Raw genomic sequence first — 22,856 nt, 5'->3', positions numbered from 1 at the left:
TCGCCCAGGATTATGGAAATGATGAGCATTCGCATTCAAAACCCCGCACTGCGCCACCACCAAGGTGCGCGGAACCCGCTTTCCCTGCTGATCTGCGCCCTGTGTGCTGCCCCTGCACCAGCAGCCTGGGCCACCGATGAGGACACGCATCCCACCACCACCAGCGGCACCGAACTCGGCACGGTCACCGTGCGTGCCACCGCCGATGCCGGCGCCACCGAAGGCACGGCCCGCTACACCAGCGCCGCCACAGGCACCGCTACGGGTCTGCAGTTGTCGGCGCGCGAGACACCGCAGTCGGTCAGCGTGATCACGCGCCAGCTGATGGACGATGCCGGCCAGCTCACCGTCTCGCAGACGCTGGAGGCTTCCGCCCCCGGCCTGTCGGTGAGCCGCAGCGACAGCAACCGCTACCAGTTTTCCTCACGCGGCTTTGGCGTCAGCAACTTCCAGTTCGACGGGCTGGCCTCGCCCATCAACAGCCTGTGGAACTTCGGCGCCACCGACATGGACACGGCCTTCTACGACCGCGTCGAAATCGTGCGCGGCGCCACGGGCCTGCTCAATGGCTCGGGCGATCCGTCGGCCACGGTGAACTTCGTGCGCAAGCAGCCGCGCGAGACGGCGGGCGGCCATGCCTCGCTGACGCTGGGCCGCTGGAACCTGCGCCGCGCCGAGGCCGATCTGTCCCTGCCGCTGGACCGCGAAGGCCGCGTGCGCGGCCGCGTCGTGGCCGTGCAATCGGACAGCGACAGCTACGTCAGCCACTTCGGCCAGCGCAAACAGGGCCTGTACGCCGTGGTCAGCGCGGCCCTGACGCCCGCCACCCGGCTCGTGACCAGCCTCGAATACCAGAAGAACACCAGCCCCGGCATGGGCGCCGGCTTTCCGCTGTTCCATGCGGACGGCAGCCGCACGGACTTCGACCGCTCGGTGTCCAACAACACGCGCTGGTCGCATTTCGGCACGGAGAACACCACGGCCACGCTGGACCTGACCCACCGCCTGGACAACCGCTGGCTGCTGCGCGCCGCCTACAGCCGCAACAATGGCAACTACGACATGCGCTACGTCTACCGGGGCGGCGCGCCGGACGCCACAACCGGCCTGGGCATGGCCAACTCCTTCATCAAATACCGGGGCGACCGCTCGCGCGACAGCCTCCACCTCACGGCCAGCGGCCCGGTCGCGCTGTTCGGGCGCCAGCATGAAATCGCCGTGGGCTGGAACCATGTGCGCGACGACATCGACATCCGCCGCTACGCACCGCTGGGCACGCCGCCTGCCACGGACAACTTCCTCGACTGGCGCAACGGCAGCCTGGCCGAGCCCGGCTGGTCCGACGTCACCAACGGCGGCGACGACAGCCGCATGCGCCAAAGCGGCGGCTATGCCGTGGGGCGTTTCTCGCTGGCCGATGGCTGGACGGCCGTGGCCGGCGCCCGCCTGAGCCGCTGGTCCACGCGCCAGAACTACTTCGGCAGCCTGCGCGACTACCGCTACAGCAGCCAGGTCACGCCCTACGCCGGCCTGCTGTGGGACATCGATACCCGGCACACGGCCTACCTGAGCTACACCGAAATCTTCACGCCCCAGAACTACCGCGACAAGCAAGGCAGCATCCTGGACCCCGTCACCGGCCAGGCCTTCGAGCTGGGCCTCAAGGGCTCCTGGCTGCAGGACCGGCTGCAGGGCTCGGCCGCGCTGTTCCAGACCCGCCAGGACAATCTGGCGCAGGACACGGGCGAGTTCATCGACGGCACCACGGACCAGAAGGCCTATCGCGGCGTCAAGGGCGCCCAGGTGCGCGGCATCGATCTGGAACTCAGCGGGGAGCCGGCGCGAGGCTGGCGCCTGGGCGCCAGCTACACCCACTACACGGCGCGCAGCGCCAGCGGCGCCGCCTTCAACACCACGCACCCGCGCAGCCTGGTCAAGCTCACGGCCATGCGCAGCTTCGAGGGTGCGCTGCAGGGGCTGAGCCTGGGCGGCAATCTGCGCTGGCAAAGCCGCATCTGGCAGAACGTGACCAACCCGCTGCGCCAGAGCGTGCAGGTCGGCCAGGGCAGCTACCTGGTGGTCAACCTCTCGGCCCACTACCGCATCGACCCCACCTGGTCGGCCAGCGTTCAGCTCAACAACCTGCTGGACCGCCAGTACTACAGCCAGATCGGCTTCTACAACCAGGGCTGGTGGGGCGAGCCGCGCAATCTGACGGTGAGCCTGAAGGCGGATTTCTAGGAGGACTTCGCCACCGGATCGGCGCCGGCATCGGCAACGATGCTCTGCGCCCCACCCAGGTGCCCCAGCATGCGCCAGCAGACGGCCAGCGTCACCGCCGCAGCCAGCAATCCGGCAGCAAAGCCACCGCCGTAGCCCACGCCCGCCGCCAGCGATGTCACCAGGGTGGAGGCCAGAATCTCCCCCGTGTCGCGGGCGCTTTGCACGGCGGTCATGTCGGTGCCGGCCTGCGGGCCGGCACCGGCAAAGCGCATGGCCAGCGTCATTACGGCCACCGAAGATGCACCCGTTCCAAACGCCCCCAGCGCCTGGGCCGCAAAGGCAGTGCCCATGTCCAGCGGCAGCAGGCCTGCGGCCAGGGCCATCCAGCCCAGCGCCGAGGCGGCGCAGGCCACCAGCCCGCAGGCCAGCGCCGGCCTGGCGCCCAGCCGTGCCACCAGCCAGGCGCCGCCGCCACAGCCCAGCAGCACGGTCACCGCACCGCCCGCCATGCCCACGCGCCCCACGGCCTCGACCGGCCAGCCTGCGTCCACGAGAAACAGCTTGGCCAGGCCAAAGCCGCTGACGGCCGTGATGGACGACAGCACGGCTGCCGCCACCAGCGGCCAGGCGCCGGAGCGCTGCACAAAGGCCTTGAGACGGGCTGGCGGCCGGCGAACGCCCGGCCGGCTGCACAGGCCCTGCAGCGCAGCCGACTCACGCCACAGCGCCACCAGCAGCAGGCTGAAGGCCACGGGCAGGCATAGGGCCGCCAGCGCCAGACGCTGGCCCAGCAAGCCCGCCAGCACCATGCTGCCGGCCCCGCCCACGAAGAAGCCCACCATGGTGCCGCCCACCTGCAGCGCATTGGCGCCAGCCAGACCACGGCCCCTGAAATGCTCGGCCACCAGCCCGTCCGTGGCAATGTCCTGCGTGGCACTGGCCAGGGAACCCAGGGCCGCCAGCGCCACGATGGCCGGCGCCGTCTGCAGCGTGATGCCCAGCGCAGCCGATGCCGCCAGGCACAGCAGCACCAGGGCCTGCATGGGTAGGATCCAGCTGCGACGGCGCCCCAGGCGGGCCGACCATCGGTTGTCCACGCGTGTGGCCCACAGGAATTTCAGCACCCAGGGCAGGCCCACCAGGGGCAGGAAGGCCAACGCCCCCAGCTGGGCGCCTTCGCTGCGCAGCAGCGTGGGTACGGCGTCCATGGCCAGACCCAGGGGCATGCCCTGGGTCAGGTACAGGCCGGCAACCATCAGCCAGGCATGCAGACCCGGCGGCTGGACCACAGGGGCACTGCCGGCATGATTCATGGGGACGCTCATGGCTGCACCTTCTCGTGCTCGCTGCCACGCGCGGGCGTGATGAACATCAGGCGGCCCGGCTGCACCGCTTCCAGCCGGTGCCAGCAGCCGCGCGGCACGACCAGCATCTGGCCTGCCGAGAGTTCCAGAACCGGCGCCTCCTGCCCGCGCCGCTGCGGGCGCAGCAGCACGCGCACTTCGCCGTCCAGCAGGCACAGCACTTCGTCGCCGACGGGATGGCGCTCCCAGTGCCCGTCATGCAGCGAGGCTCCGTCGCTGAAAGGCTTGATGCCGATGATCCAGTCGCTGGCCGGGTCCAGCTTTTCGTGCGGGCCCAGCACGCGCACCTGCGAAGGGGCGCACAGGCCGATGAGGTGGCTGGCCTGCGCCAGCGGCCGGGCGATGAGGGAATGGGCGTTCTTGTCCATGGTGTGTTCCATCGATGGTGAAGCGGGGTCTCAGAACTGGGCGCGCAGGCTGAGCGTGGCGCTGCGCGGCTCGCCATAGCGGTTGTTCCAGCCCGTGCCGGACAGGCTCTGGTAGTAGCGGCGGTCCGTCAGGTTGTCCACCTGCAGGGCCGCCGTGAGCTGGCGGTTGATGCGCCAGCCCAGGCGCAGGCTGGCCAGCGCGTAGCCGCCCTGCCGCAGCGTCACGCCCTGCGCCTGGTTGTAGAAGTCGCTTTGCGCACGCAGGCCCAGGCCGATGCTGAAGCGGCGCTCGGCCACGGGCACCTGGTAGTTGGCCCACAGGCGCAGGATGTGGCGCGGCGTGAAGCTGGCGAAGGGCAGGCCCTGGTTCTGCGCGTCCCGCAGGTACTGCGTGCGGTTCCAGGTGTAGGAGGCGCTCAGGCGCAGGTCGCGGTGGAGCTGGCCTTCGATCTCGGCCTCCAGTCCCCGGCTGCGCACCTCGCCGGTGGCGATGTACCAGCAGGCATTGCCCACGCAGGGATGGGCCGGATCGGCCTGGGCGCGGTTCTTCTGCCGGATCTCGAACAGCGCCAGGCCCAGGTTCAGGCGGCCGCCCAGCAGTGCGCCCTTGATGCCGGCCTCCAGGTTGTTGCCCTGTACCGGGTCCAGCAGTTCACCGGCATAGGTGTAGCTGCTCTGCGGCTGGAGGATGCGCGCATGGCTGGCATAGGCGTTCCACTGCGGGCTGAGCGCGTACACCAGGCCTGCATAGGGGGTGAACTGTGTGCCCATGCGCGTGCGCACGCGGCTGGCGGCTCCGCCTGCGCCGCCCGCCTCTTGCTCCCAGCGCGTGAAGCGCCCGCCCAGCACCAGCTTCAAGGGGTCGGCCAGCTGCAGCCGCGCCATGCCGTACAGGCCGCTCTGCCGCGTCTCGGTGGGGCCGCGCGTGGAATAGCTGCCGACCAGGGGCTGCGGCACGCCGTGCGGATTCCAGTTCCAGACATCGACCGGGCTTTGCGGCAGATTGAGGATGGAGGCGGCCCATTGCGTGCTGCGCGTGCGCTGGTGGTTGAAGCCGGCCAGCAGCTCGTGCGTGCGCCCCCACAGCTGCACCGGGCCGCTGGCAAAGGCATCGACGCTGGTCTGGCTGTCATCGAAGCGGTAGGCCGCACCCGTGAGTCGCCCGCCCAGGCCCGTGGCGGGATTGACGGCGCCGTTGGCCCCGGCATAGAGCAACTCGGAATCGCCGGAGAGGTGATTGAGGTTGAGCCTGGCCTGCCACCCGTTGCCCCAGGCATGCTCGATGCCGGCAAAGCTGCGCGTGGTGTTCCAGTCGAAGCGGTCCCAGGCCGCGTCCAGATAGGTGCTGCGCGGCAGGCCCACATCGCGGCCGTCTGCATAGAAAGGCACGCCCGCCATGTTGGTGGTGGAGCGTATGCGCTGGTGGTGCACCCCGGCGTGCACCGTGGTGCCGTGCGCCAGGTCCAGCTCGGCAATGGCGTAGAGATTGCCGGTGCGCTCGCCAGCCACGTCGTAGAAGAAGTCACGCTCCTCCTGCGTGGCCACCACGCGGGCACGCAGGCTGCCCGAGGCATTGAGCGGGCCGCCGACATCGGCCTCGGCGCGGCGCCGGCCCCAGCTTCCCAGGGTCAGCCCCGCGCTGCCGGCAAACTCCCGCGTGGGCCGCTTGGGCACGAGGTTGACGGTGGCGGCAGGATTGCCCGTGCCATGCAGCAGGCCTGCCGCGCCGCGCACGATCTCCACGCGCTCGTACATGGCCATGTCCATGCGCGGGCTGGCCGTGTTGCCCATGAGAATGGGCACGCCGTCCTGCTGGAACGAATCGATCTTGAAGCCGCGCTGGTAGTAGCCCGTGGTCAGCAGCTGGAAGGGCTGCACGGTGACACCGGGGGCGTTCTGCATCACGTCGTCCAGGCTGTAGAGGTTTTGCTCGCGCATGCGCTCCTGCCCGATCACCGTGACCGACTGGGCGATTTCCCGCAGGCTCTGGCCCAGCTTGTCCACCCCCGTGCCGGTGACTGCGCTGGCGCGGACCGTGACCCCCGGCAGTGCGGCTGCTTCAGGCGCGCTGCCTGCATCGCGTACTTCGCGTACTTCGCGCAGTGCGCGTGCTTCGCCTGCATCAACGGCCTGCGTTTCCGCATGCAGCCGGGCCGACCCGCCCGCGGCAAAGGCCAGGCACAGGGCCAGTGGCAAGGGGCGCAACACCAGGGGCCGCGCCGCTTTCATTGACGATGAATCCATCACTCCTCCCGAATTTCAAATGAGAACCAATCTCATCCAAATTCTGAAAGAAGTGGGCAGCTTCCATGCGCGATTGCGTCACGGCCTGCCGCGATCGCGGCACGATCGCGGCACGCTTGCAGCGCGGCAAAGCGGCAGTGCAGCCTGAACTGGGACGGAGACTATCCGCGCCGCAAGGCGCTTGGCAGCACGCCATGGTGGCGCTGGAAGACCTTGCTGAAATGCGAGGGGCTGTAGCCGCTGAGCGCCGCCGCCTGGGCCACATCCATACGCGCAGAAGCCAGCAGCTCGTAGGCGCGCGCCATGCGCTGGGCCTGCAGCCATTCGGCCACCGTGCAGCCAAAGCACTGGCGAAAGCCCTGGGTGAGCTTGTTCACGTTGAGCCCCACCTCACGCGCCAGAGCGCGCAGGCCCGGTGGATCATCCAGGCGCTCGCGCAGCAGCTGCGCCGCGCGCTCCAGCTGCTGGCGTCCGCGCCCGGACAGGTCTTCTTCCCCGGGCCGGGGCATGCACAGGGCCAGCAGCTCCAGCCCCTTGCCCGCCAGGTAGAGCTGGCGCGCCGCGCCCTGCAGCGGACAGTGCAGGATCTGCTGCGCCACCGCGCGCTGGGCAGCGCTGGCCCGGGCATCGCGGATGAGCGAGCCGCAGGCGCCGGAGGCACCGCAATCTCCTGGAGCGCCTGCCTCCATCGCATCGGCCAGTCCCTGCGGCGTCAGGCCCAGGCTGGACGCCAGGCCCGACATGGGCAGGCTGGCCGACACGTACTCCAGATCCGCGCCCTGCTCCATGCCATGCAGCACATCATGGGGTGCGTCGCGCAGGCGCAGGTGTACGGAGGGACCGCACAGCCGCACGGGCGCCGAGCGTTCCAGCTGGTAGCTGATGCTGCCGGACAGCACCAGCACGAGCTTAACCCCGGCCTGCTCGCTCTCGCTGAACCACTGCGTGCGGTCAAAGCGCAGCCGGCCTGCCGACAGGCTGAGCATGGGCGTGGGCATTTGAACGGCGCCGCCGGGGGGAGAAGCAGGAAGGGTGCGGTCCTTGTTCATGGGCGGGTCCGGGCAGCTTGCGCCGTGGTGGCAGGGATCATGAGGGGCGCATGTTAATGCAATCCATTCTCATTTGCCGAGCAAGGCCGAACAGGTCATTCGCCCGCCGCATGACGTCCTGCCAAAACATTGATTGACGTCAAGACAGCCACCGCCCAGCATTGGCCCGCCTGAAAAATCCGCTGCCGCCAAAGGCCGCCGCGTCCCCAAAAACACCGACAAGGAGACATCCCCCATGCCCCGCACCCTTTCACGCAAGCAATTCCTGCGCGCTGCCGCGCTGCTCGGCGCCACGCTGCTGCCCCTGCCCCAGGCCTGGGCGGATGCCTATCCCACCCGGCCCGTCAAGCTGGTCGTGCCCTTCGCCCCTGGCGGCAATACCGATGTGCTGGCGCGCATGGTGGCGCAGGGCCTGTCCGAGTCGCTGGGCCAGCCCGTGATCGTGGAAAACATCTCCGGCGCCAACGGCTCCATCGGCGCCAGCCGCGTGGCTTCGGCGGCCAATGATGGCTATACGCTGCTGTTCGGCACGGCCGGCACCCAGGCCATCAACCAGAGCCTGTACAAGAACCTGAGCGAGAAGAGCCTGGGCGATTTCGAGTACGTGGCCCTGGTGACCACCATTCCCAATGTGCTGGTCGTCAACGAGACGCGCACGCCCGCCAGGACGGTGAAGGACCTGGTGGCACGCGCCGCCGCGCAAAAGACCGGCATGAGCTATGGCTCGCCGGGCAGCGGCTCCACGGTCCATCTGTCGGGCGAGCTGTTCAAGAGCGCCACCCAGCTGGACATGGTGCATGTGCCCTACAAGGGCAGCGCGCCAGCCCTGACCGACCTGCTGGGCGGCCAGATCGACTTCATCTTCGAGAACGTGACGCCCGCCCTGCCCTTCGTGCAGTCGGGCAAGCTCAAGGCCCTGGCCGTGACCTCGGAGCAGCGCCTGCCCGCCCTGCCCGATGTGCCGACCATGAAGGAAAGCGGCTACCCCACCTTCGTGACCGGCACCTGGAACGGCGTGCTGGCACCCAAGGGCACGCCGGCCGCCATCGTCAAGCGCCTGGAAGAGGCCACGCTCAAGGTGGCGGGCCATGCCGACTTCAAGTCCAAGGTGACGGCACTGGGCGGCGAAGTGCGCCTGCTGGAGTCCAAGGCCTTCCGCGAATTCACGCGGGCCGAGTACCAGCGCTGGAATGCGATCGTGCAGACGGCAAAGCTGGAGCGGCAATAACGTCGACCCCGGCCCCGGCCTCCGGCGTCCGCTGGCGGCGGGCCCAGAACGTCTCGTTCGCCCAGCGCTGCTCCAGCGCGTAGTAGTGCCGGTGATGGGTGCGGTACGCGGCGCGTATCGTGCCGATCCACGCATTCCAGGGCGGCAGCGCATCGGCATCCCCTGCCAGGCTGCGGCGCACGGCCGTGGCGGCCTCGCTGCCGGTGACCAGGCTGTTGAGCAGGCCCTGCGATGCCAGGGGATCGAAGGACAGGCCTGCATCGCCAACGGCCAGCCAGTCCGGCCCGCTGGCTGCATCCAGCCATTGCTCGTGGGCGGCGGCCACCCGCAACGGCTCCAGCACCCGGCTGCCCCTGCTGCGCGCGCCCACCAGGGCCGTGTGTTGCGCCATTTCCAACAGATCGGCCGTGCTGCGCAGGCGCCGGGCTTCAGGCAGATCGATGTCGGTCTGCCAGGCAATCACGCAACTGCCATCGGGCAGGTCGGCGCTGTACCACCAGCCTTCGGCGTCGGACTCGATCATGGTGGTGCCTGCATGCCCATGCGATGGCGGCTCCACCCAGGCGTGAAAGCAGACCAGGCGGCCATCACGGCGGACCTGGGCGCCCGCCTGCCGGGCCACGCGGGCTGCGCGGCCCGTGGCATCGACCACGATGCGGCAGGACAGCTCCAACGGGCCGTGCGCCGGGTCGCCCTGCGCCCTATCGATCAGGCAGCGCCAGCGCATGGGTGCGCCTGGCGGCTGGCGCTGCAGGCTGCGCAGCGTGGCGGGCACCAGGCTGGGCACGCCACGGCTGCGCGCAGCCTCCAGCAGCATGGCGTCGAAGCGCGCACGGTCCAGATGCCAGCCCGCACCCTGCGGGTCGAACAGCGCGTCCTGAAAGATGACCTCGGAGCTTCCCCACAATGACCGCCGCGACCAGGCAGGACGGTGGCCCTGTGCCGCGAACGCATCCCACACGCCCAGGTCGGACAGGATCACCCGGGCCGCAGCGGGCAGGGTTTCGCCAATGGCCCGCCCAGCCTGCACGGCACGCCCTATCAGCGCCACGCGGCAGTGCCCTGCCAGTTGCGCGGCAACGGCCGCGCCCGCCGGTCCCGCGCCCACGACGAGCACATCCAGTTCATCGGGCAGCGGCGCGGCGGCCATGGCGTACGACGGCATGGCCGGCACTCAGCGCGGCAGCACCGGGCCGCGCTGCGTCATGGCGCGCAACTGCTGCTCGTTGTCTGCGTCGAAGGGCTCGATGCGGGGAGGCGCCTCCTGCCCGGCCGGCTGCTGCGCAGCCGCCTTCAGCATGTGAGACGGCGCCGGGGCGATGCGGTTTTCCACCTGCATCACCGGCGGGAAGTCCTTGTCGCCCCGCACGCCGGGCCGACTCTCGATGACGCCCATGTCACCGAAGTGGCTGATCATGCGGTTGATCTCGCTCTCATAGCCTTCCTCACCCAGTGTGCGGAACCACGACTCGCGCCGGTTGAAGGCGGCAACGCGCTGCTCGCGCGGCAGCTCCGTGTCGATGACCCTTTCATAGGCCTCCTGCGTCAGCACCTGGTTGGGCACGCGGGCCGGCCAGAACGTGGGCAGGTAGGGGTCGTAGCGTGGGCCATAGCCGGCGTAATAGCCGCTGCGGCAGCTGGCGGTGTCGGTCTGCCAGGGGACCGCCATCCAGCGCGTGAGGTCGCCGGCCACCTGCGCATACAGCGGCCCGCTCTCGGACAGGGCCACCGCAGGCGTGAGCCGGGAGCCGTAGAGCTGCAGCTCGGGCGGGTTCACTGCCGCCTCGCGGATGCGGAACGGCGCCCGGTACATGCTGGCGTGCCGCATGGGCCAGGTGATCTCGCAGCCCGGGTGGAAGGCGTCGGCCAGGCAGTCGTCCATGGCGGCATGGTCGAGCATGGCCGGCTGCTCCTGCAGCGGCACGTCGGCCAGCTGGGCAGGGTACTGCTGGCCAGGCTTCCAGTCGGAGAGGAAATGGCCGCCGGCCCACAGGTCCAGCATTCTCAGCTGCGTGGGGGTCAGCGCCGCATGCTGGCGCGGTGTGTCGGCGGGCGGCACGGCCATGGCGTCGCCATACAGCCAGGGCCAGGGCTGGGGAGATGCGCCATCACGGTCGAAGCGGCGGAAGGCATTGGCCACCTGCTGGCGCAGCTCGGCCCAGGTCGTGCCCGGGCTGTTGAGCCTGGCGATCCACGCCTCGTCATCCGCACTGGCCGCCCCGCCCCAGCCGAACTGGGATGCAAAGCCCTTGTTCGCCCACTGCAGGCTGCTCTGGCGCTGGAGTATGGGCAGGATGTGCCGGCTGAAGGAGACGTGCAGCGGGAAGGCGGCCATGCCCGAGTGGATGTACACATCCTCCATCAGGTCCTTCATGGTGCGCACCGACTTCATCTGCGGGCCGTAGTTGGGCGGCGCAACCGTGACCCATGCCGCATCCACCGGCACGGAAACGCCGGCCACGACGACCTTGGCGCGCACGGGGCCGTCGGCCACATCGTCATGCCAGCCCTCGTTGTTCGCAAACGTGGTGGCCTTGGAGCCATCCACGGAGGCAGAGACGCCACGGCCTCCCAGCACGAGAAGCTGGCCCGTCTTTTCAATGCGCAATTCGCCCAGATAAACCGGCTTGCCGCAGAAACTGCCGCTGTCGAATGCCACCGGGGCCGAGCCTTTGGCAATGCGCCGCGCTCCGGGCCGAATGGCCAGGCTTTTCCGGTCCTTCACCGTGGCATTGCGCAAAATGGTGGGATCGGCCGTTGCGGCTTCAGGCACGTCCAGCGCCAACTGGAATTGATACCAGGCTGCCTTGGTATTGGCCAGTTCGACTTCCCATTCGATCCGGTCCTGGTCGGCCGTGAGTTCACGCACCACCTCGCCCGCAGCGTTGTAGCCGTAGATGCGAAAGCGTGCCGCCTGCCGCTTGAGCGCGCCCTGCGCATCACGCAGGCTGCCCGGCGCCATGGGCGGCACATGCATCAGCTCGGGGCCGACATAGTACTCATCCGGACTATTGCCAATACGCGCCACACCAATTCCCGGGTGTATGGCTGCACGCACAATGGTGGAGTCGATTCCCATTCGTCGCCCTTTTCAGTTGCTGAGGCACTGATTGCAACAAACAGTATCAAAAAAGCCGAGACAAAGTTAATTATCGGGAATCCACAATCCATAGAGGCGCAAGAATGATTCCAGTCGAACCCATTCATGCCCCAATAAATTAGCTGCTATTGATAATGAATTAGCAGGAGAAAGACCGACTCACAGCAGCACGATGTCGTATTGCTCCTGCGCCATGGCTGTCTCGGCCTGCAGCGAGATGGGCTTCTTGATGAAGTCGGACAGGCCGGCCAGGTGCTGGCTTTCCTCGTCCAGGAACATCTCCACCACCTTGGGCGAGGCCACGATGCGGAACTCGCGCGGGTTGAACTGGCGCGCCTCGCGCAGGATTTCGCGCAGCACCTCGTAGCAGACGCTGCGCACGGTCTTCACATGGCCCTTGCCCTGGCAGACCGGGCAGGATTCGCACAGCATGTGGGCCAGCGATTCGCGCGTGCGCTTGCGCGTCATCTCCACCAGGCCCAGCTGCGAGAAGCCGCCCGCCATGGTCTTGACGCGGTCGCGCCCGAGCTGGCGCTTGAATTCGGACAGCACCTCGGCCTGGTGGTCGTCCCGCACCATGTCGATGAAGTCCACGATGATGATGCCGCCCAGGTTGCGCAGGCGCAGCTGGCGCGCGATCTGCTGGGCCGCCTCCAGGTTGGTCTTGAAGATGGTGTCGTCGAAGTTGCGCGCCCCCACGTAGCCGCCGGTGTTGACGTCCACCGTGGTCAGCGCCTCGGTCTGGTCCACGATCAGGTAGCCGCCGGACTTGAGGTCCACGCGGCGGCCCAGCGCGCGGGCGATTTCCTCGTCGATGGCGAACAGGTCGAAGATGGGCCGCTCGCCGCGGTAGTGCTGCAGCTTGGGCACGGCCGCCGGCATGTATTCCTGGCCGAAGGTCATGAGCAGGGCGAACTGCTCCTTGGAGTCGATGCGGATGCTCTGCGTGCCCTCGCCCACCAGATCGCGCAGCACGCGCTGCAGCAGGTTCAGGTCCTGGTGCAGCAGCGACATGGGCGGCAGGCGCACCGAGGCGTCCTTGATGCGGCTCCAGGTCTTGCGCAGGTAGCGGATGTCGTCGGCCAGCTCGGCGTCGCTGGAGTCCTCGCCATTGGTGCGCAGGATGAAGCCGCCGCCCCCGCCGGTTTCCTTGGTGCCCACCAGGCCCTGCAGGCGGGCGCGCAGCGCGTCGCGTTCGCACTGCGGGATTTTCTGCGAGATGCCGATATGGTCATCCTGGGGCAGCAGCACCAGCAATCGCCCCGCAATGCTGATCTGCGTGGACAGGCGCGCACCCTTGGTGCCGATCGGGTCCTTGATGACCTGCACCATGATGGTCTGGCCTTCGAAAACCTGCTTTTCGATGGGCACGACAGGCATGTCCTTGCGCGCGAACATGGGGGCCTCGCCCCCTTCCTGCCGCTGCCAGACATCGGCCACGTGCAGGAAGGCCGCCCGCTCCAGCCCGATGTCGATGAAGGCCGACTGCATGCCCGGCAGCACGCGCGAGACCTTGCCCAGATAGACGTTGCCGACCAGGCCGCGCTCCAGCGGGCGCTCCATGTGCAGCTCCTGGACGGCGCCGTTCTCGATGATGGCCACGCGCGTTTCCTGTGGCGACCAATTGATCAGAATGTCTTGCTGCATGCTGTGCCTGTGGTGTGCTTTGTCGTTTGTATTTCTCGGCCATGGCGGCCCGGCAATCATTGCGCCGGTGGCCGCTTGCCACTATCTTGCCGCGCCATCCGCTGCCATCGGCGGTCTGCGCATGCCTGCACGCCCCTGCGGGCCCAGGTCGGGGAGCCGGCCTACAGTGCCCAGCCCAGCTCGCGCAGCAGCGCCGCCGTCTCGAACAGTGGCAGGCCCATGATGCCCGAGTAGCTGCCGTGCAGCCACTGCACATGGGCCGCCGCGCGGCCCTGTATGCCATAGGCGCCGGCCTTGCCCATGGGCTCGCCCGAGGCCACATACGCGTCGATCTGCTGCGCGCTCATGGCCGAGAAGCAGACCTGGGACACCGACAGCGCAGCCAGGCGCCGCGTGCCGTGCTGTATGGCGACGGCGGTCAGCACCTCGTGCTCGCGGCCCGCAAGCGCGGCCAGCATGCGGCGGGCATCGTCGGCATCGGCAGGCTTGCCCAGAATGCGGCCATCCAGCGCCACCGTGGTGTCCGAGCACAGCACGGGGGCAACAGCCAGGGCGCGGCGCGCATGGCGGGCCACGGCGGCATCGAGCTTGAGCGCGGTGACGCGCTGCACATAGACGCGCGCTGCCTCGCCTGCCAGTTCGGCCTCTATGGCCTCGGCATCTTCGGCAATGTCGCCCTCGGCGTTGGGCAGCAAAAGCTCATGGGCCACACCCAGCTGCTCCAGCAGCTGGCGGCGGCGGGGGCTTTGGGAGGCAAGGTAGATGAATGGCGGCATGATAAGAATGAGAAATGCCTTCAGCCCTTTGTTGCAAAGCGCTGAAGGCTATCAAAATCATAGTATCACGAGATCCTCGGATCCGCGTGACAGGGCCGCTGGCAGAGGCTGGGAGCCGGGACAGGCCCTATTCCCGGTGGTAGGGATGGCCGGCGTTGACCGACCAGGCACGGTACAGCTGCTCGATGAGCAGCACCCGCACCATGGCATGCGGCAGGGTCAGGTCCGACAGGCGGATGCGCTCGTGCGCGGCCTGCCTGAAGGCGGGGTCCAGTCCGTCCGGGCCGCCGATGATCAGGGCCACGTCATCGCCCTCCAGCTGCCAGCCCTGCAGGCGCTGGGCCAGCGCCTTGGTCGTCAGATTGGTGCCGCGCTCATCGAGCACGACGATGCGCGTGCCGCGCGGAATGGCGGCTTCGATGCGCTTGCGCTCGGCCGCGTACAGGGTCTCGACCGTCTTGGAGCCACGCGGCTCGGTCTTGACGGCCTTGAGCTCCACCTTGAGTTCCGGGGGAAAGCGCTTGGCATAGTCGTCGTAGGCCGTCTGCGCCCAGTCGGGCACATGCTGGCCCACGGCCACGATCAACAGCTTCATGCAGCGTCAGTCCCGAACCGTTCAGGCCTTGGCGCGGGGAGCGCGCTTGGCGGCCGGCTTGGCAGCGGCACCTGCCTTGGGCTTGGCGGGAGCGCGGTTGACCACCACGGTCTTGATGGCCTTGGGCGCTGCCGTCTTGCGGGCCGGCGCCTTGGCGGCGGCAGACTTCACGGCGGCGGACTTGGGAGCGGCCGACTTTGCAGCAGCCGGCTTGGCGGCCACCGTACGGGATGCGGCCGGCTTGGCAGCCGCGGAACGGGGCGCAGCGGCCTTGGCAGGAGCTGCCTTCTTGGCAGCGGGCTTCTTGCCTGCAGCAGGTGCAGCGGCAGAAGCGGCCTTCTTGGCAGCAGGCTTGGCGGCCGTTGCAGCAGCCTTCTTGGAAGCGGCCTTCTTGGCCTTTTCCTCGGCCTTGTCGGTGGCGGCCGAGCGCGTGGGCTTGGGAGCACCCAGCTTCAGGCGCACAGGCGTCTCGCCCCAGATCTCTTCCAGGCGGTAGTACTGGCGGATGGCTGGCTGCATGACATGGACCACGGCCTGGCCGCAGTCCACGATGATCCACTCGCCGTTTTCTTCGCCTTCCTGGCGTGGCACGGGAAAACCGGCCTGCTTGACGGCGTCGCGCACGCTGGAGGCCAGCGCCTTGGTCTGGCGGTTGGAGGTGCCAGCAGCCACGATCACGCGCTCGAACAGCGGCGAGAGCTTTTCGGTATTGAAGACCTGGATGTCTTGGGCCTTGACGTTTTCGAGGCCGTCAACAATGGCGCGTTGCAGCTTGGTCACGTCGCGCTTGGCTGCGGAATCCGATTTGGTGGAAGTGGTCATCAGGCGGTGATCAGTGGAATAGAAATGGGATCAATATAGCGCGAGCGCCGTGCGGCCCGTAGAGGGCTTGGCTGTAGCGGCGCTCCAAAATGCATGGAGTTCGCCCACAGATCGCCGGAAGATTTCGCGCCGAAGAAAGTGGAGAACGCAGCCAACGCTGCGCCTCAAGCTATTGAAATTATAGTTTTGCCGCCTATTCCCTTGCACGCGCGGATTTCGCCACGCGGCCGGGGCTGGCGGCAATGGAACTCAAAGCCAGTCGCGGCGCACCAGGAATTGCTCCAGCAGCGCGCGCTCGGGCGTGCCGGGCGCGTCCTCGCGCTGGTAGCTCCAGCTCGCATGCGGGGGCATGGACAGCAAGATGGATTCCGTGCGCCCGCCGGACTGCAGGCCGAAGTGCGTTCCCCGGTCCCAGACCAGGTTGAACTCCACGTAGCGGCCGCGCCGGTAGCGCTGGAAATCGACCTGCTGCTGCCCGTAGTCCATGGCCTGGCGGCGCTCGACGATGGGCAGGTAGGACTCCAGAAAGGAATCTCCCACCGAACGCAGCATGTCGAAGCTGCGCGCCTGGCCCAGCTCAGAGAAGTCGTCGAAGAAGATGCCGCCGATGCCGCGCTGCTCGTTGCGGTGCCTGAGGCAGAAGTACTCGTCGCACCAGGTCTTGAAGCGCGGGTAGAGCGTGTCGCCAAAAGGCGCCAGCGCATCGCGGCAGACGCGGTGAAAGTGCCGTGCATCTTCCTCGAAGCCGTAGACCGGTGTCAGGTCCATGCCGCCGCCGAACCAGCAGGTGGGCTCGTTGCCCGGATGCCCTGCCGCACCTGAGCCGGCCGCACCTGAGCCGGCCGCACCTAAGCCGGCCGCAATCATTCGCACATTCATGTGTACCGTAGGCACAAAAGGATTGCGCGGATGGAAGACCAGGGACACGCCCATGGCCTCGAAAGGAGCCCCCGCCAATTCAGGCCGGTGCTGCGTGGCCGAGGGCGGCAGCTGCGGCCCGCGCACATGCGAGAAACCGCAGCCCGCGCGCTCGAACACGCGGCCGCCCTCCATGATGCGGGTGATGCCATCGCCCTGCAGGCGCTCGCCGGGGCCCTTGCTCCAGGCGTCGGACAGAAAGCGTGCACCGCCCTCGCCCTCCACCTGCTCCAACGCCTGCGTGATGCGGGCCTGCAGGCCCGTCAGGTACTCGCGCACCTGCGCCACGGGCAGCGCCTGCCCGGTCGATTGCTCTGCCATGGACTCAGTTCTTCACAGCACGGAAGCCGATGTCGCGGCGGTACTGGGCACCATCGAAATGGATGCCGCGCGCCACGTCATAGACTTTTTGCTGGGCCTGCTTGACGCTGTCGGCCAGCACGGTGACGCACAGCACGCGGCCACCGCTGGTGACGGGCACGCCGTCCTTGAGCTGGGTGCCGGCATGGAAGACCATGGCATCGGCGGCATCCTGCGGCAGCCCGCTGATGGCATCGCCCTTGCGCGGGTCCTCGGGGTAGCCGGCCGCAGCCATGACCACGCCCAGCGCCGTGCGGCGGTCCCATTGCAGCTCGACCTGGTCGAGCTTGGCATCGGTGGCCGCCAGCATGACGTCCACCAGATCGCTCTTGAGGCGCATCATGATGGGCTGGGTCTCGGGGTCGCCCATGCGGCAGTTGAACTCCAGCGTCTTGGGATGGCCGGATGCATCGATCATCAGGCCCGCATACAGGAAGCCGGTGTAGGGAATGCCGTCCTTTTCCATGCCGCGGATGGTCGGCAGGATGATCTCGCGCATGGCGCGGGCATGCACGTCGGCCGTGACCACGGGCGCGGGCGAGTAGGCGCCCATGCCGCCCGTGTTCGGGCCCTGGTCGCCGTCCTTCAGGCGCTTGTGGTCCTGGCTGGTTGCCAGGGCCAGGACGTTCTTGCCGTCGCACAGCACGATGAAGCTGGCCTCCTCGCCGGCGAGGAATTCCTCGATCACCACGCGGGCGCCGCCGTCGTTGTGGGCCACACCGTACTTGTTGTCCACGAGCATGAAGTCCACGGCGTCGTGGGCTTCCTGCAGCGTTGTCGCAACCACCACGCCCTTGCCTGCGGCCAGGCCGTCGGCCTTGACCACGATGGGCGCACCCAGGCGGTCCACGTAGGCATGGGCCGCCACCGGGTCGGTGAAGGTTTCATAGAGCGCCGTGGGGATGCCGTGGCGCGCCATGAAGTCCTTGGAGAAGGCCTTGGAGCTTTCCAGCTGGGCGGCCGCCCTGGAGGGGCCGAAGATGCGCAGGCCGTGGGCGCGGAACTCATCGACCACGCCGGCAGCCAGCGGAGCCTCGGGGCCGACCACGGTCAGCGCGACCTTCTCGGCCTGCGCCCACTCGCGCAGCGCCTGCGGGTCGGTGATGTTGAGGTTTTCCACCTTGCCGCCGGCCAGGCCCGTGCCACCGTTGCCGGGGGCCACATAGACCTTGGTCGATTTCGGCGATTCAGCCAGTTTCCACGCCAGGGCGTGCTCGCGGCCTCCGCCACCAATCACAAGAATTTTCATAGTTCAGCGTTGTGGTAGACGTCCTGTACGTCATCCAGGTCTTCGATCATGTCCAGCAGCTTTTGCATGCGGGCTGCGTCATCGCCTTGCAGGGCGATGGTGTTTTCCGGGCGCATGGTGACTTCGGCCACCTCCGGCGTCAGGCCCTTGGCCTGCAGCGCGTCGCGCACGGTTTCGAACTCTGCGGGTGCGGTCAGCACCTCGATGGCGCCTTCGTCATCGGTGATCACGTCCTCGGCGCCGGCCTCCAGCGCCACTTCCATGATCTGGTCCTCGTCGCTTCCGGGAGCGAAGATCAGTTGTCCGACATGCTTGAACTGGAAGGAAACGGAACCCTCCGTGCCCATGTTGCCACCGTACTTGCTGAAGGCGTGACGCACATCCGCCACAGTGCGCACGCGATTGTCGGTCATGGTGTCCACGATGATGGCCGCGCCGCCAATGCCGTAGCCTTCGTAGCGGATTTCCTCGTAGGTCACGCCTTCGAGGTTGCCCGTGGCCTTGTCGATGTTGCGCTTGATATTGTCGGCCGGCATGTTGGCCGCCTTGGCCTTTTCCACCGCCAGGCGCAGGCGCGGGTTGGCGCTGAGATCGCCCCCTCCCGTGCGCGCCGCCACCATGATTTCACGGATGATGCGGGTCCAGACCTTGCCACGCTTTTCGTCCTGGCGGCCTTTGCGGTGCTGGATATTGGCCCATTTACTGTGTCCTGCCACAGGCTGTCCTTTGATATTGATTTAACCTTGCGGCTGGGATTTTACTTTTGACCGCAAGCTCCCCCGAGGAAACCCGAAATGGCCGCTCCACTTCTGATCGCCCGCCACTCTGCCACAGAATGCCTGCTGCTGCCCGCACTGGCCAATCGACATGGCCTGATCACCGGCGCCACCGGCACCGGCAAGACCGTGACGCTGCAGAAAATGGCCGAGGGATTCTCCGAGATCGGCGTGCCGGTGTTCATGGCCGACATCAAGGGAGACCTGTCCGGCATCAGCCAGGCCGGCAGCACGGGCGCCAAGATGGCGGCCTCCCTGCAGGAGCGCGGCATCGAGATTCCCCAGCCCCTGGCCTGCCCCACCACGCTGTGGGACGTGTTCGGCGAGCTGGGCCACCCGGTGCGCGCCACGGTCTCGGACATGGGTCCGCTGCTGATCGGCCGCATGCTGGCCTTGAACGACACGCAGATGGGCGTGCTCAACCTGGTCTTCAAGATTGCCGACGACAACGGCTTGCTGCTGCTGGACCTCAAGGACCTGCGCGCCATGCTCCAGCATGTGGGCGACAACGCCAAGCAGTTCACCACCGAGTACGGCAACATCAGCGCGGCCAGCGTGGGCGCCATACAGCGCGGGCTGGTGGCCATCGAGTCGCAGGGCGGTGACAAGTTCTTTGGCGAGCCCATGCTCGACATCAACGACCTGATGCAGACCGATGCCGGCGGCAAGGGCGTGGTCAACATCCTGGCCGCCGAGAAGCTGATGAATTCGCCGCGCCTGTACTCCACCTTCCTGCTGTGGATGCTGTCCGAGCTGTTCGAGCGCCTGCCCGAGATCGGCGACCCCGACAAGCCCAAGCTGGTCTTCTTCTTCGACGAGGCCCACCTGCTGTTCAACGACGCGCCCAAGGTGCTGCTCGAACGCATCGAACTGGTGGTGCGCCTGGTGCGCTCCAAGGGCGTGGGCGTGTACTTCGTCACGCAAAACCCCATGGACGTGCCCGACACCGTGCTGGCCCAGCTGGGCAACCGCGTGCAGCATGCGCTGCGCGCCTTCACGCCGCGCGACCAGAAGGCCGTCAAGGCCACGGCCACCACCATGCGGCCCAAGCCCGGCCTGGATATCGAAGCCGCCATCACCGAGCTGGCCGTGGGCGAGGCCCTGGTGAGCTTCCTCGACGACAAGGGACGCCCCGGCATCACCGAGCGTGCCTACGTGATCCCGCCCGGCAGCCAGATCGGCCCCATCAACGAGGAGCAGCGCAAGACCCTGCTGGCACAGTCGCTGGTGGCCGGCGTCTATGAAAAGGCAGTGGACCGCGAATCGGCCTACGAGGTGCTGCGCGACCGCACGGCAGCGACCGGCGACGGCGCAGCGCCAACCGGCACGGGCCCGGCAGGGGCCACGCCCGCGGCGAGCGAAGGTGGCGCCATGATGGACGGGCTCAAGGACCTGCTGTTCGGCACCACCGGCCCACGCGGCGGCAAGCACGACGGCCTGGTGCAGACCATGGCCAAGTCCACCATGCGCACCATGGGCAATTCGCTGGGCAAGGAAATCCTGCGCGGCGTGCTCGGCGGCATCCTTGGCAACAAGAAGCGCTGAAGCGCTGGCGCACCGGCCCTGCGCCGCATCAAACACCATAGCACCCAGCCGTTGCCATGCAACGGCTGGCGCATTTCAGGGCTCTGAAAGCCCGCGCATGCGGCTATGATCGAAAGTGCCTCCATCCACTTTGCGGAACCGCACGCCATGACGACGAACAGCCCTCCCTCGCTGCCCACCTATGACGATGTCGCCGCCGCCGCTCGCCGGCTGGAAGGCGTGGCCCACCGCACACCCATACTGCGCAGCCGCACCGCCGACGAGCTGCTGGGCGCCCAGCTGTTCTTCAAGTGCGAGAACCTGCAGCGCACGGGCGCCTTCAAGATACGCGGCGCCTACAACGCGCTGTCGCAGTTCACGCCCGAGCAGCGCAAGCGCGGCGCACTGGCCTTCTCCTCGGGCAACCATGCCCAGGCCGTGGCCCTGGCCGCGCAGATGCTGGACATGCCCGCGCTCATCGTCATGCCCGAGGATGCCCCCGCCTCCAAGATGGCGGCCACGCGCTCCTACGGCGCCCAGGTGGTGACCTATGACCGCTTCACGGAGGACCGCGAGGCCATCTCCCGCCGCCTGGCCGACGAGCGCGGCATGACGCTGATCCCGCCGTTCAACCACCGCGACGTGATCGCCGGCCAGGGCACGGCAGCCAAGGAACTGTTCGAAGAGGTGCCCGACCTGGACTACCTGTTCGTCTGCCTGGGCGGCGGCGGCCTGCTGTCGGGCAGCCTGCTGGCGTCCGGACAACTGGCGCCGCGCTGCAAGGTCTACGGCGTCGAGCCCCAGGCCGGCGACGATGCCCGCCAGTCGCTGCGGGCTGGCCAGATCGTGCAGATCCCCACGCCCCACACCATTGCCGATGGTGCCCAGACCCAGTCCATCGGCGATATCACATTCGCCATCATCCGCGAGCATGTGGAAGATATCCTGGCCGTGGCGGACGAGCATCTGGTGCAGGCCATGCGCTTTTACGCGGAACGCAAGAAAATCGTGGTCGAACCCACGGGAGCGCTCTCGCTGGCGGGCGCCCTGCATGGCGGGGTTGCGCTGTCGGGCGCGCGCGTGGGCATCCTGATCAGCGGCGGCAATGTGGACCTGGCGCGCTACGCACGCTTTCTGCACGACTGAACCGCCCCCTGGCGCCGGCCGCAAATGCCGGCGCCCCTTTTTTCCAGAAGAAAACCATGAGTACTCTGCACCTGATCGACCACCCGCTGGTCCAACACAAGCTCACGCTGATGCGCCGCAAGGAAGCCAGCACCAACAGCTTTCGCCGCATGCTGGGCGAGCTGTCCACGCTGATGGCCTACGAGATCACGCGCGACATGCCGCTGCAGGACATCGAGATCGAGACCCCGCTGGAGACCATGACCGGCAAGGTCATCGACGGCAAGAAGCTGGTGCTCGTGTCCATCCTGCGCGCCGGCAACGGTTTCCTCGACGGCATGCTCAACGTCGTGCCCGGCGCGCGCATCGGCCACATCGGCCTGTACCGCGACCCCGAGACGCTGCAGCCCGTCGAGTACTACTTCAAGATGCCCTCCGAGATGGAAGAGCGCGACGTGCTGGTCGTCGATCCCATGCTGGCCACGGGCAATTCGGCCGCCGCCGCCGTGGCGCGCCTGAAGCAGCTGAACCCGAAGTCCATCAAGTTCATGTGCCTGCTGGCCGCGCCCGAAGGCGTGGCCACCATGCAAAAGGCCCATCCCGACGTGGACATCTACACGGCCGCCGTGGACCGCCAGCTGGACGCGCACGGCTACATCTTGCCGGGCCTGGGCGACGCGGGCGACCGCATCTTCGGCACCAAGTAGGCTTGGTGCCCGCACCCACAAAAAAGCCGCACATCGTGCGGCTTTTTTGCTGGGGAGCGGGGGGCAGCGGGATCAATCCACCAGGCCCGCGTAGACGTGCTGCACGTCATCGTCGTTCTCGATGCCGGCCAGGAAGTCCTGCACTTCCTCCTGCTGCTCGGCCGACAGGCTGGCCATGCTGACCGGCGTCTTGGCCTTGTAGCCCAACTTGGCCGACAGCACCTTGAAGCCCTGGGCCGGCAGCGCCTTGCTCACGGTATCCAGGTCCGTCGGGTCGGTGATGAACAGCGTCGTGCCCTCTTCCTCGCCGGGCTCGAAGTCCTGTGCGCCGGCCTCGATGGCGGCCAGCTCGGCATCGGCACCGCCTTCGGGCTCGCCCTCGATCATGCCCACATGGTCGAAGTCCCAGGCCACGGCCGTCATCTGGCCCTTGCGGAAACATACGCGCATGTTGGGCGCCGTGCGGTTCACGTTGTCGGTCAGGCATTCGATCATCACGGGCACGCGGTTGGGGCCGTAGCCTTCATAGACCACGCGTTCGTAGTTGACGGCATCGGCCCCCACGCCCGAACCCTTCTTGATCGCACGCTCGAGCGTGTCCTTGGGCATGGAGGCCTTGCGGGCTGCTTCCACGGCCATGCGCAGGCGCGAGTTGCCTGCCGGATCGGCGCCGGCGCGCGCCGCGACGATGATTTCCTTGGCCAGCTTGCCAAACAGCTTTCCCTTGGCATCGGCGACCAGCGCCTTGCCCTTTGCTTTCCATTGCGCGCCCATGGCTGCT

General features: G+C 67.7%; 19 protein-coding genes. 5 read left to right on the top strand and 14 right to left on the bottom strand.

Translation table 11 applies throughout. The annotated features are described in order from the left end of the window. Window positions 1-21: 21 nt before the first annotated feature. Window positions 22-2,241, top strand: a complete 2,220-nt coding sequence (locus A9976_RS03840) for a TonB-dependent siderophore receptor (RefSeq protein WP_259649095.1) — start codon at window positions 22-24, stop codon at window positions 2,239-2,241. On the opposite strand, the gene A9976_RS03835 is transcribed toward A9976_RS03840, so the two are convergent. The 4 genes from A9976_RS03835 to A9976_RS03820 form a co-directional block, all read right to left on the bottom strand. Beyond that, on the bottom strand, window positions 2,238-3,479 hold the full coding sequence (locus tag A9976_RS03835; protein WP_409049532.1) for a RhtX/FptX family siderophore transporter: 1,242 nt from the start codon (window positions 3,477-3,479) through the stop codon (window positions 2,238-2,240). The two genes, A9976_RS03840 and A9976_RS03835, sit on opposite strands and share 4 nt — an antisense overlap. A gap of 65 nt (window positions 3,480-3,544) precedes the next feature. Then, on the bottom strand, window positions 3,545-3,955 hold the full coding sequence (locus tag A9976_RS03830; RefSeq protein WP_183017885.1) for a cupin domain-containing protein: 411 nt from the start codon (window positions 3,953-3,955) through the stop codon (window positions 3,545-3,547). Between the two features lie 30 nt (window positions 3,956-3,985). After that, window positions 3,986-6,199 carry a TonB-dependent siderophore receptor gene (locus A9976_RS03825; protein ID WP_183017884.1) on the bottom strand — a complete coding sequence of 738 codons (2,214 nt, stop codon included), beginning with the start codon at window positions 6,197-6,199 and terminating at the stop codon, window positions 3,986-3,988. A gap of 161 nt (window positions 6,200-6,360) precedes the next feature. After that, the gene (locus A9976_RS03820) at window positions 6,361-7,248 is read right to left on the bottom strand and encodes an AraC family transcriptional regulator (protein WP_183017883.1); all 888 of its coding nucleotides are present in this window, start codon (window positions 7,246-7,248) and stop codon (window positions 6,361-6,363) included. Between the two features lie 235 nt (window positions 7,249-7,483). On the opposite strand from A9976_RS03820, the gene A9976_RS03815 reads away from it, so the two are divergent. Continuing rightward, window positions 7,484-8,476 (top strand): tripartite tricarboxylate transporter substrate binding protein, encoded by a 993-nt coding sequence (locus tag A9976_RS03815; protein WP_183017882.1) that lies wholly within the window; start codon window positions 7,484-7,486, stop codon window positions 8,474-8,476. Here the strand turns inward: A9976_RS03815 and A9976_RS03810 are convergent. From A9976_RS03810 to A9976_RS03770, 9 genes are all read right to left on the bottom strand, one after another. Then, window positions 8,412-9,641 carry an NAD(P)/FAD-dependent oxidoreductase gene (locus tag A9976_RS03810; RefSeq protein WP_183017881.1) on the bottom strand — a complete coding sequence of 410 codons (1,230 nt, stop codon included), beginning with the start codon at window positions 9,639-9,641 and terminating at the stop codon, window positions 8,412-8,414. The two genes, A9976_RS03815 and A9976_RS03810, sit on opposite strands and share 65 nt — an antisense overlap. A 9-nt stretch (window positions 9,642-9,650) precedes the next feature. Beyond that, window positions 9,651-11,555, bottom strand: a complete 1,905-nt coding sequence (locus A9976_RS03805; protein WP_183017880.1) for a LodA/GoxA family CTQ-dependent oxidase — start codon at window positions 11,553-11,555, stop codon at window positions 9,651-9,653. A gap of 180 nt (window positions 11,556-11,735) precedes the next feature. Further along, entirely contained in the window at window positions 11,736-13,223 is a 1,488-nt protein-coding gene (gene rng, locus A9976_RS03800) for a ribonuclease G (RefSeq protein WP_183017879.1), read from the bottom strand. A gap of 161 nt (window positions 13,224-13,384) precedes the next feature. Beyond that, the gene (locus A9976_RS03795; RefSeq protein ID WP_183017878.1) at window positions 13,385-13,999 is read right to left on the bottom strand and encodes a nucleoside triphosphate pyrophosphatase; all 615 of its coding nucleotides are present in this window, start codon (window positions 13,997-13,999) and stop codon (window positions 13,385-13,387) included. A 127-nt stretch (window positions 14,000-14,126) separates the two neighbouring features. Then, the gene (gene rlmH / locus A9976_RS03790; protein WP_012205361.1) at window positions 14,127-14,594 is read right to left on the bottom strand and encodes a 23S rRNA (pseudouridine(1915)-N(3))-methyltransferase RlmH; all 468 of its coding nucleotides are present in this window, start codon (window positions 14,592-14,594) and stop codon (window positions 14,127-14,129) included. A 21-nt stretch (window positions 14,595-14,615) separates the two neighbouring features. After that, a complete protein-coding gene (rsfS, locus tag A9976_RS03785) occupies window positions 14,616-15,416 on the bottom strand; it encodes a ribosome silencing factor (protein WP_183017877.1) in 801 nt (266 codons plus the stop codon). Window positions 15,417-15,665: 249 nt separating this feature from the next. After that, window positions 15,666-16,655 (bottom strand): oxygen-dependent coproporphyrinogen oxidase, encoded by a 990-nt coding sequence (hemF, locus tag A9976_RS03780; RefSeq protein ID WP_183017876.1) that lies wholly within the window; start codon window positions 16,653-16,655, stop codon window positions 15,666-15,668. Window positions 16,656-16,659: 4 nt separating this feature from the next. After that, complete coding sequence (gene purD, locus A9976_RS03775) at window positions 16,660-17,943, bottom strand: phosphoribosylamine--glycine ligase (RefSeq protein ID WP_183017875.1); 1,284 nt, start codon at window positions 17,941-17,943, stop codon at window positions 16,660-16,662. Beyond that, window positions 17,940-18,659, bottom strand: coding sequence for a YebC/PmpR family DNA-binding transcriptional regulator (locus A9976_RS03770; RefSeq protein WP_012205357.1), 720 nt, complete (start codon window positions 18,657-18,659; stop codon window positions 17,940-17,942). The genes purD and A9976_RS03770 overlap by 4 nt, the downstream gene beginning before the upstream one ends. 78 nt (window positions 18,660-18,737) lie before the next feature. On the opposite strand from A9976_RS03770, the gene A9976_RS03765 reads away from it, so the two are divergent. The 3 genes from A9976_RS03765 (at window position 18,738) to upp (ending at window position 22,075) form a co-directional block, all read left to right on the top strand. Further along, entirely contained in the window at window positions 18,738-20,264 is a 1,527-nt protein-coding gene (locus A9976_RS03765; RefSeq protein WP_183017874.1) for a helicase HerA-like domain-containing protein, read from the top strand. A 147-nt stretch (window positions 20,265-20,411) separates the two neighbouring features. Next, complete coding sequence (locus tag A9976_RS03760) at window positions 20,412-21,389, top strand: threo-3-hydroxy-L-aspartate ammonia-lyase (protein WP_232245829.1); 978 nt, start codon at window positions 20,412-20,414, stop codon at window positions 21,387-21,389. Between the two features lie 56 nt (window positions 21,390-21,445). Next, entirely contained in the window at window positions 21,446-22,075 is a 630-nt protein-coding gene (upp, locus tag A9976_RS03755; RefSeq protein ID WP_012205354.1) for a uracil phosphoribosyltransferase, read from the top strand. A 72-nt stretch (window positions 22,076-22,147) separates the two neighbouring features. Here upp and A9976_RS03750 read toward each other — a convergent pair whose 3' ends face one another. Beyond that, window positions 22,148-22,849, bottom strand: a complete 702-nt coding sequence (locus tag A9976_RS03750) for a YebC/PmpR family DNA-binding transcriptional regulator (RefSeq protein ID WP_012205353.1) — start codon at window positions 22,847-22,849, stop codon at window positions 22,148-22,150. Window positions 22,850-22,856: the final 7 nt, after the last annotated feature.

The sequence above is a fragment of the Delftia sp. UME58 genome (assembly GCF_014170385.1).
Lineage (GTDB): Bacteria > Pseudomonadota > Gammaproteobacteria > Burkholderiales > Burkholderiaceae_C > Comamonas > Comamonas acidovorans.
Note: the sequence above shows the minus strand (reverse complement) of the source record. Positions and strands in the feature narration are given on the sequence as shown.

Bases quoted from the DNA above. Each gene is read 5' to 3' on its own strand.
- A9976_RS03750 (WP_012205353.1), bottom strand. From the start codon at position 22,849: ATGGGCGCGCAATGGAAAGCAAAGGGCAAGGCGCTGGTCGCCGATGCC.
- A9976_RS03825 (WP_183017884.1), bottom strand. From the start codon at position 6,199: ATGGATTCATCGTCAATGAAAGCGGCGCGGCCCCTGGTGTTGCGCCCC.
- A9976_RS03760 (WP_232245829.1), top strand. From the start codon at position 20,412: ATGACGACGAACAGCCCTCCCTCGCTGCCCACCTATGACGATGTCGCC.
- A9976_RS03810 (WP_183017881.1), bottom strand. From the start codon at position 9,641: ATGCCGTCGTACGCCATGGCCGCCGCGCCGCTGCCCGATGAACTGGAT.
- A9976_RS03795 (WP_183017878.1), bottom strand. From the start codon at position 13,999: ATGCCGCCATTCATCTACCTTGCCTCCCAAAGCCCCCGCCGCCGCCAG.
- rsfS (WP_183017877.1), bottom strand. From the start codon at position 15,416: ATGACCACTTCCACCAAATCGGATTCCGCAGCCAAGCGCGACGTGACC.
- A9976_RS03805 (WP_183017880.1), bottom strand. From the start codon at position 11,555: ATGGGAATCGACTCCACCATTGTGCGTGCAGCCATACACCCGGGAATT.
- A9976_RS03830 (WP_183017885.1), bottom strand. From the start codon at position 3,955: ATGGACAAGAACGCCCATTCCCTCATCGCCCGGCCGCTGGCGCAGGCC.
- rlmH (WP_012205361.1), bottom strand. From the start codon at position 14,594: ATGAAGCTGTTGATCGTGGCCGTGGGCCAGCATGTGCCCGACTGGGCG.
- A9976_RS03765 (WP_183017874.1), top strand. From the start codon at position 18,738: ATGGCCGCTCCACTTCTGATCGCCCGCCACTCTGCCACAGAATGCCTG.
- purD (WP_183017875.1), bottom strand. From the start codon at position 17,943: ATGAAAATTCTTGTGATTGGTGGCGGAGGCCGCGAGCACGCCCTGGCG.
- A9976_RS03815 (WP_183017882.1), top strand. From the start codon at position 7,484: ATGCCCCGCACCCTTTCACGCAAGCAATTCCTGCGCGCTGCCGCGCTG.
- A9976_RS03840 (WP_259649095.1), top strand. From the start codon at position 22: ATGAGCATTCGCATTCAAAACCCCGCACTGCGCCACCACCAAGGTGCG.
- A9976_RS03835 (WP_409049532.1), bottom strand. From the start codon at position 3,479: ATGGTTGCCGGCCTGTACCTGACCCAGGGCATGCCCCTGGGTCTGGCC.
- rng (WP_183017879.1), bottom strand. From the start codon at position 13,223: ATGCAGCAAGACATTCTGATCAATTGGTCGCCACAGGAAACGCGCGTG.
- hemF (WP_183017876.1), bottom strand. From the start codon at position 16,655: ATGGCAGAGCAATCGACCGGGCAGGCGCTGCCCGTGGCGCAGGTGCGC.
- A9976_RS03820 (WP_183017883.1), bottom strand. From the start codon at position 7,248: ATGAACAAGGACCGCACCCTTCCTGCTTCTCCCCCCGGCGGCGCCGTT.
- upp (WP_012205354.1), top strand. From the start codon at position 21,446: ATGAGTACTCTGCACCTGATCGACCACCCGCTGGTCCAACACAAGCTC.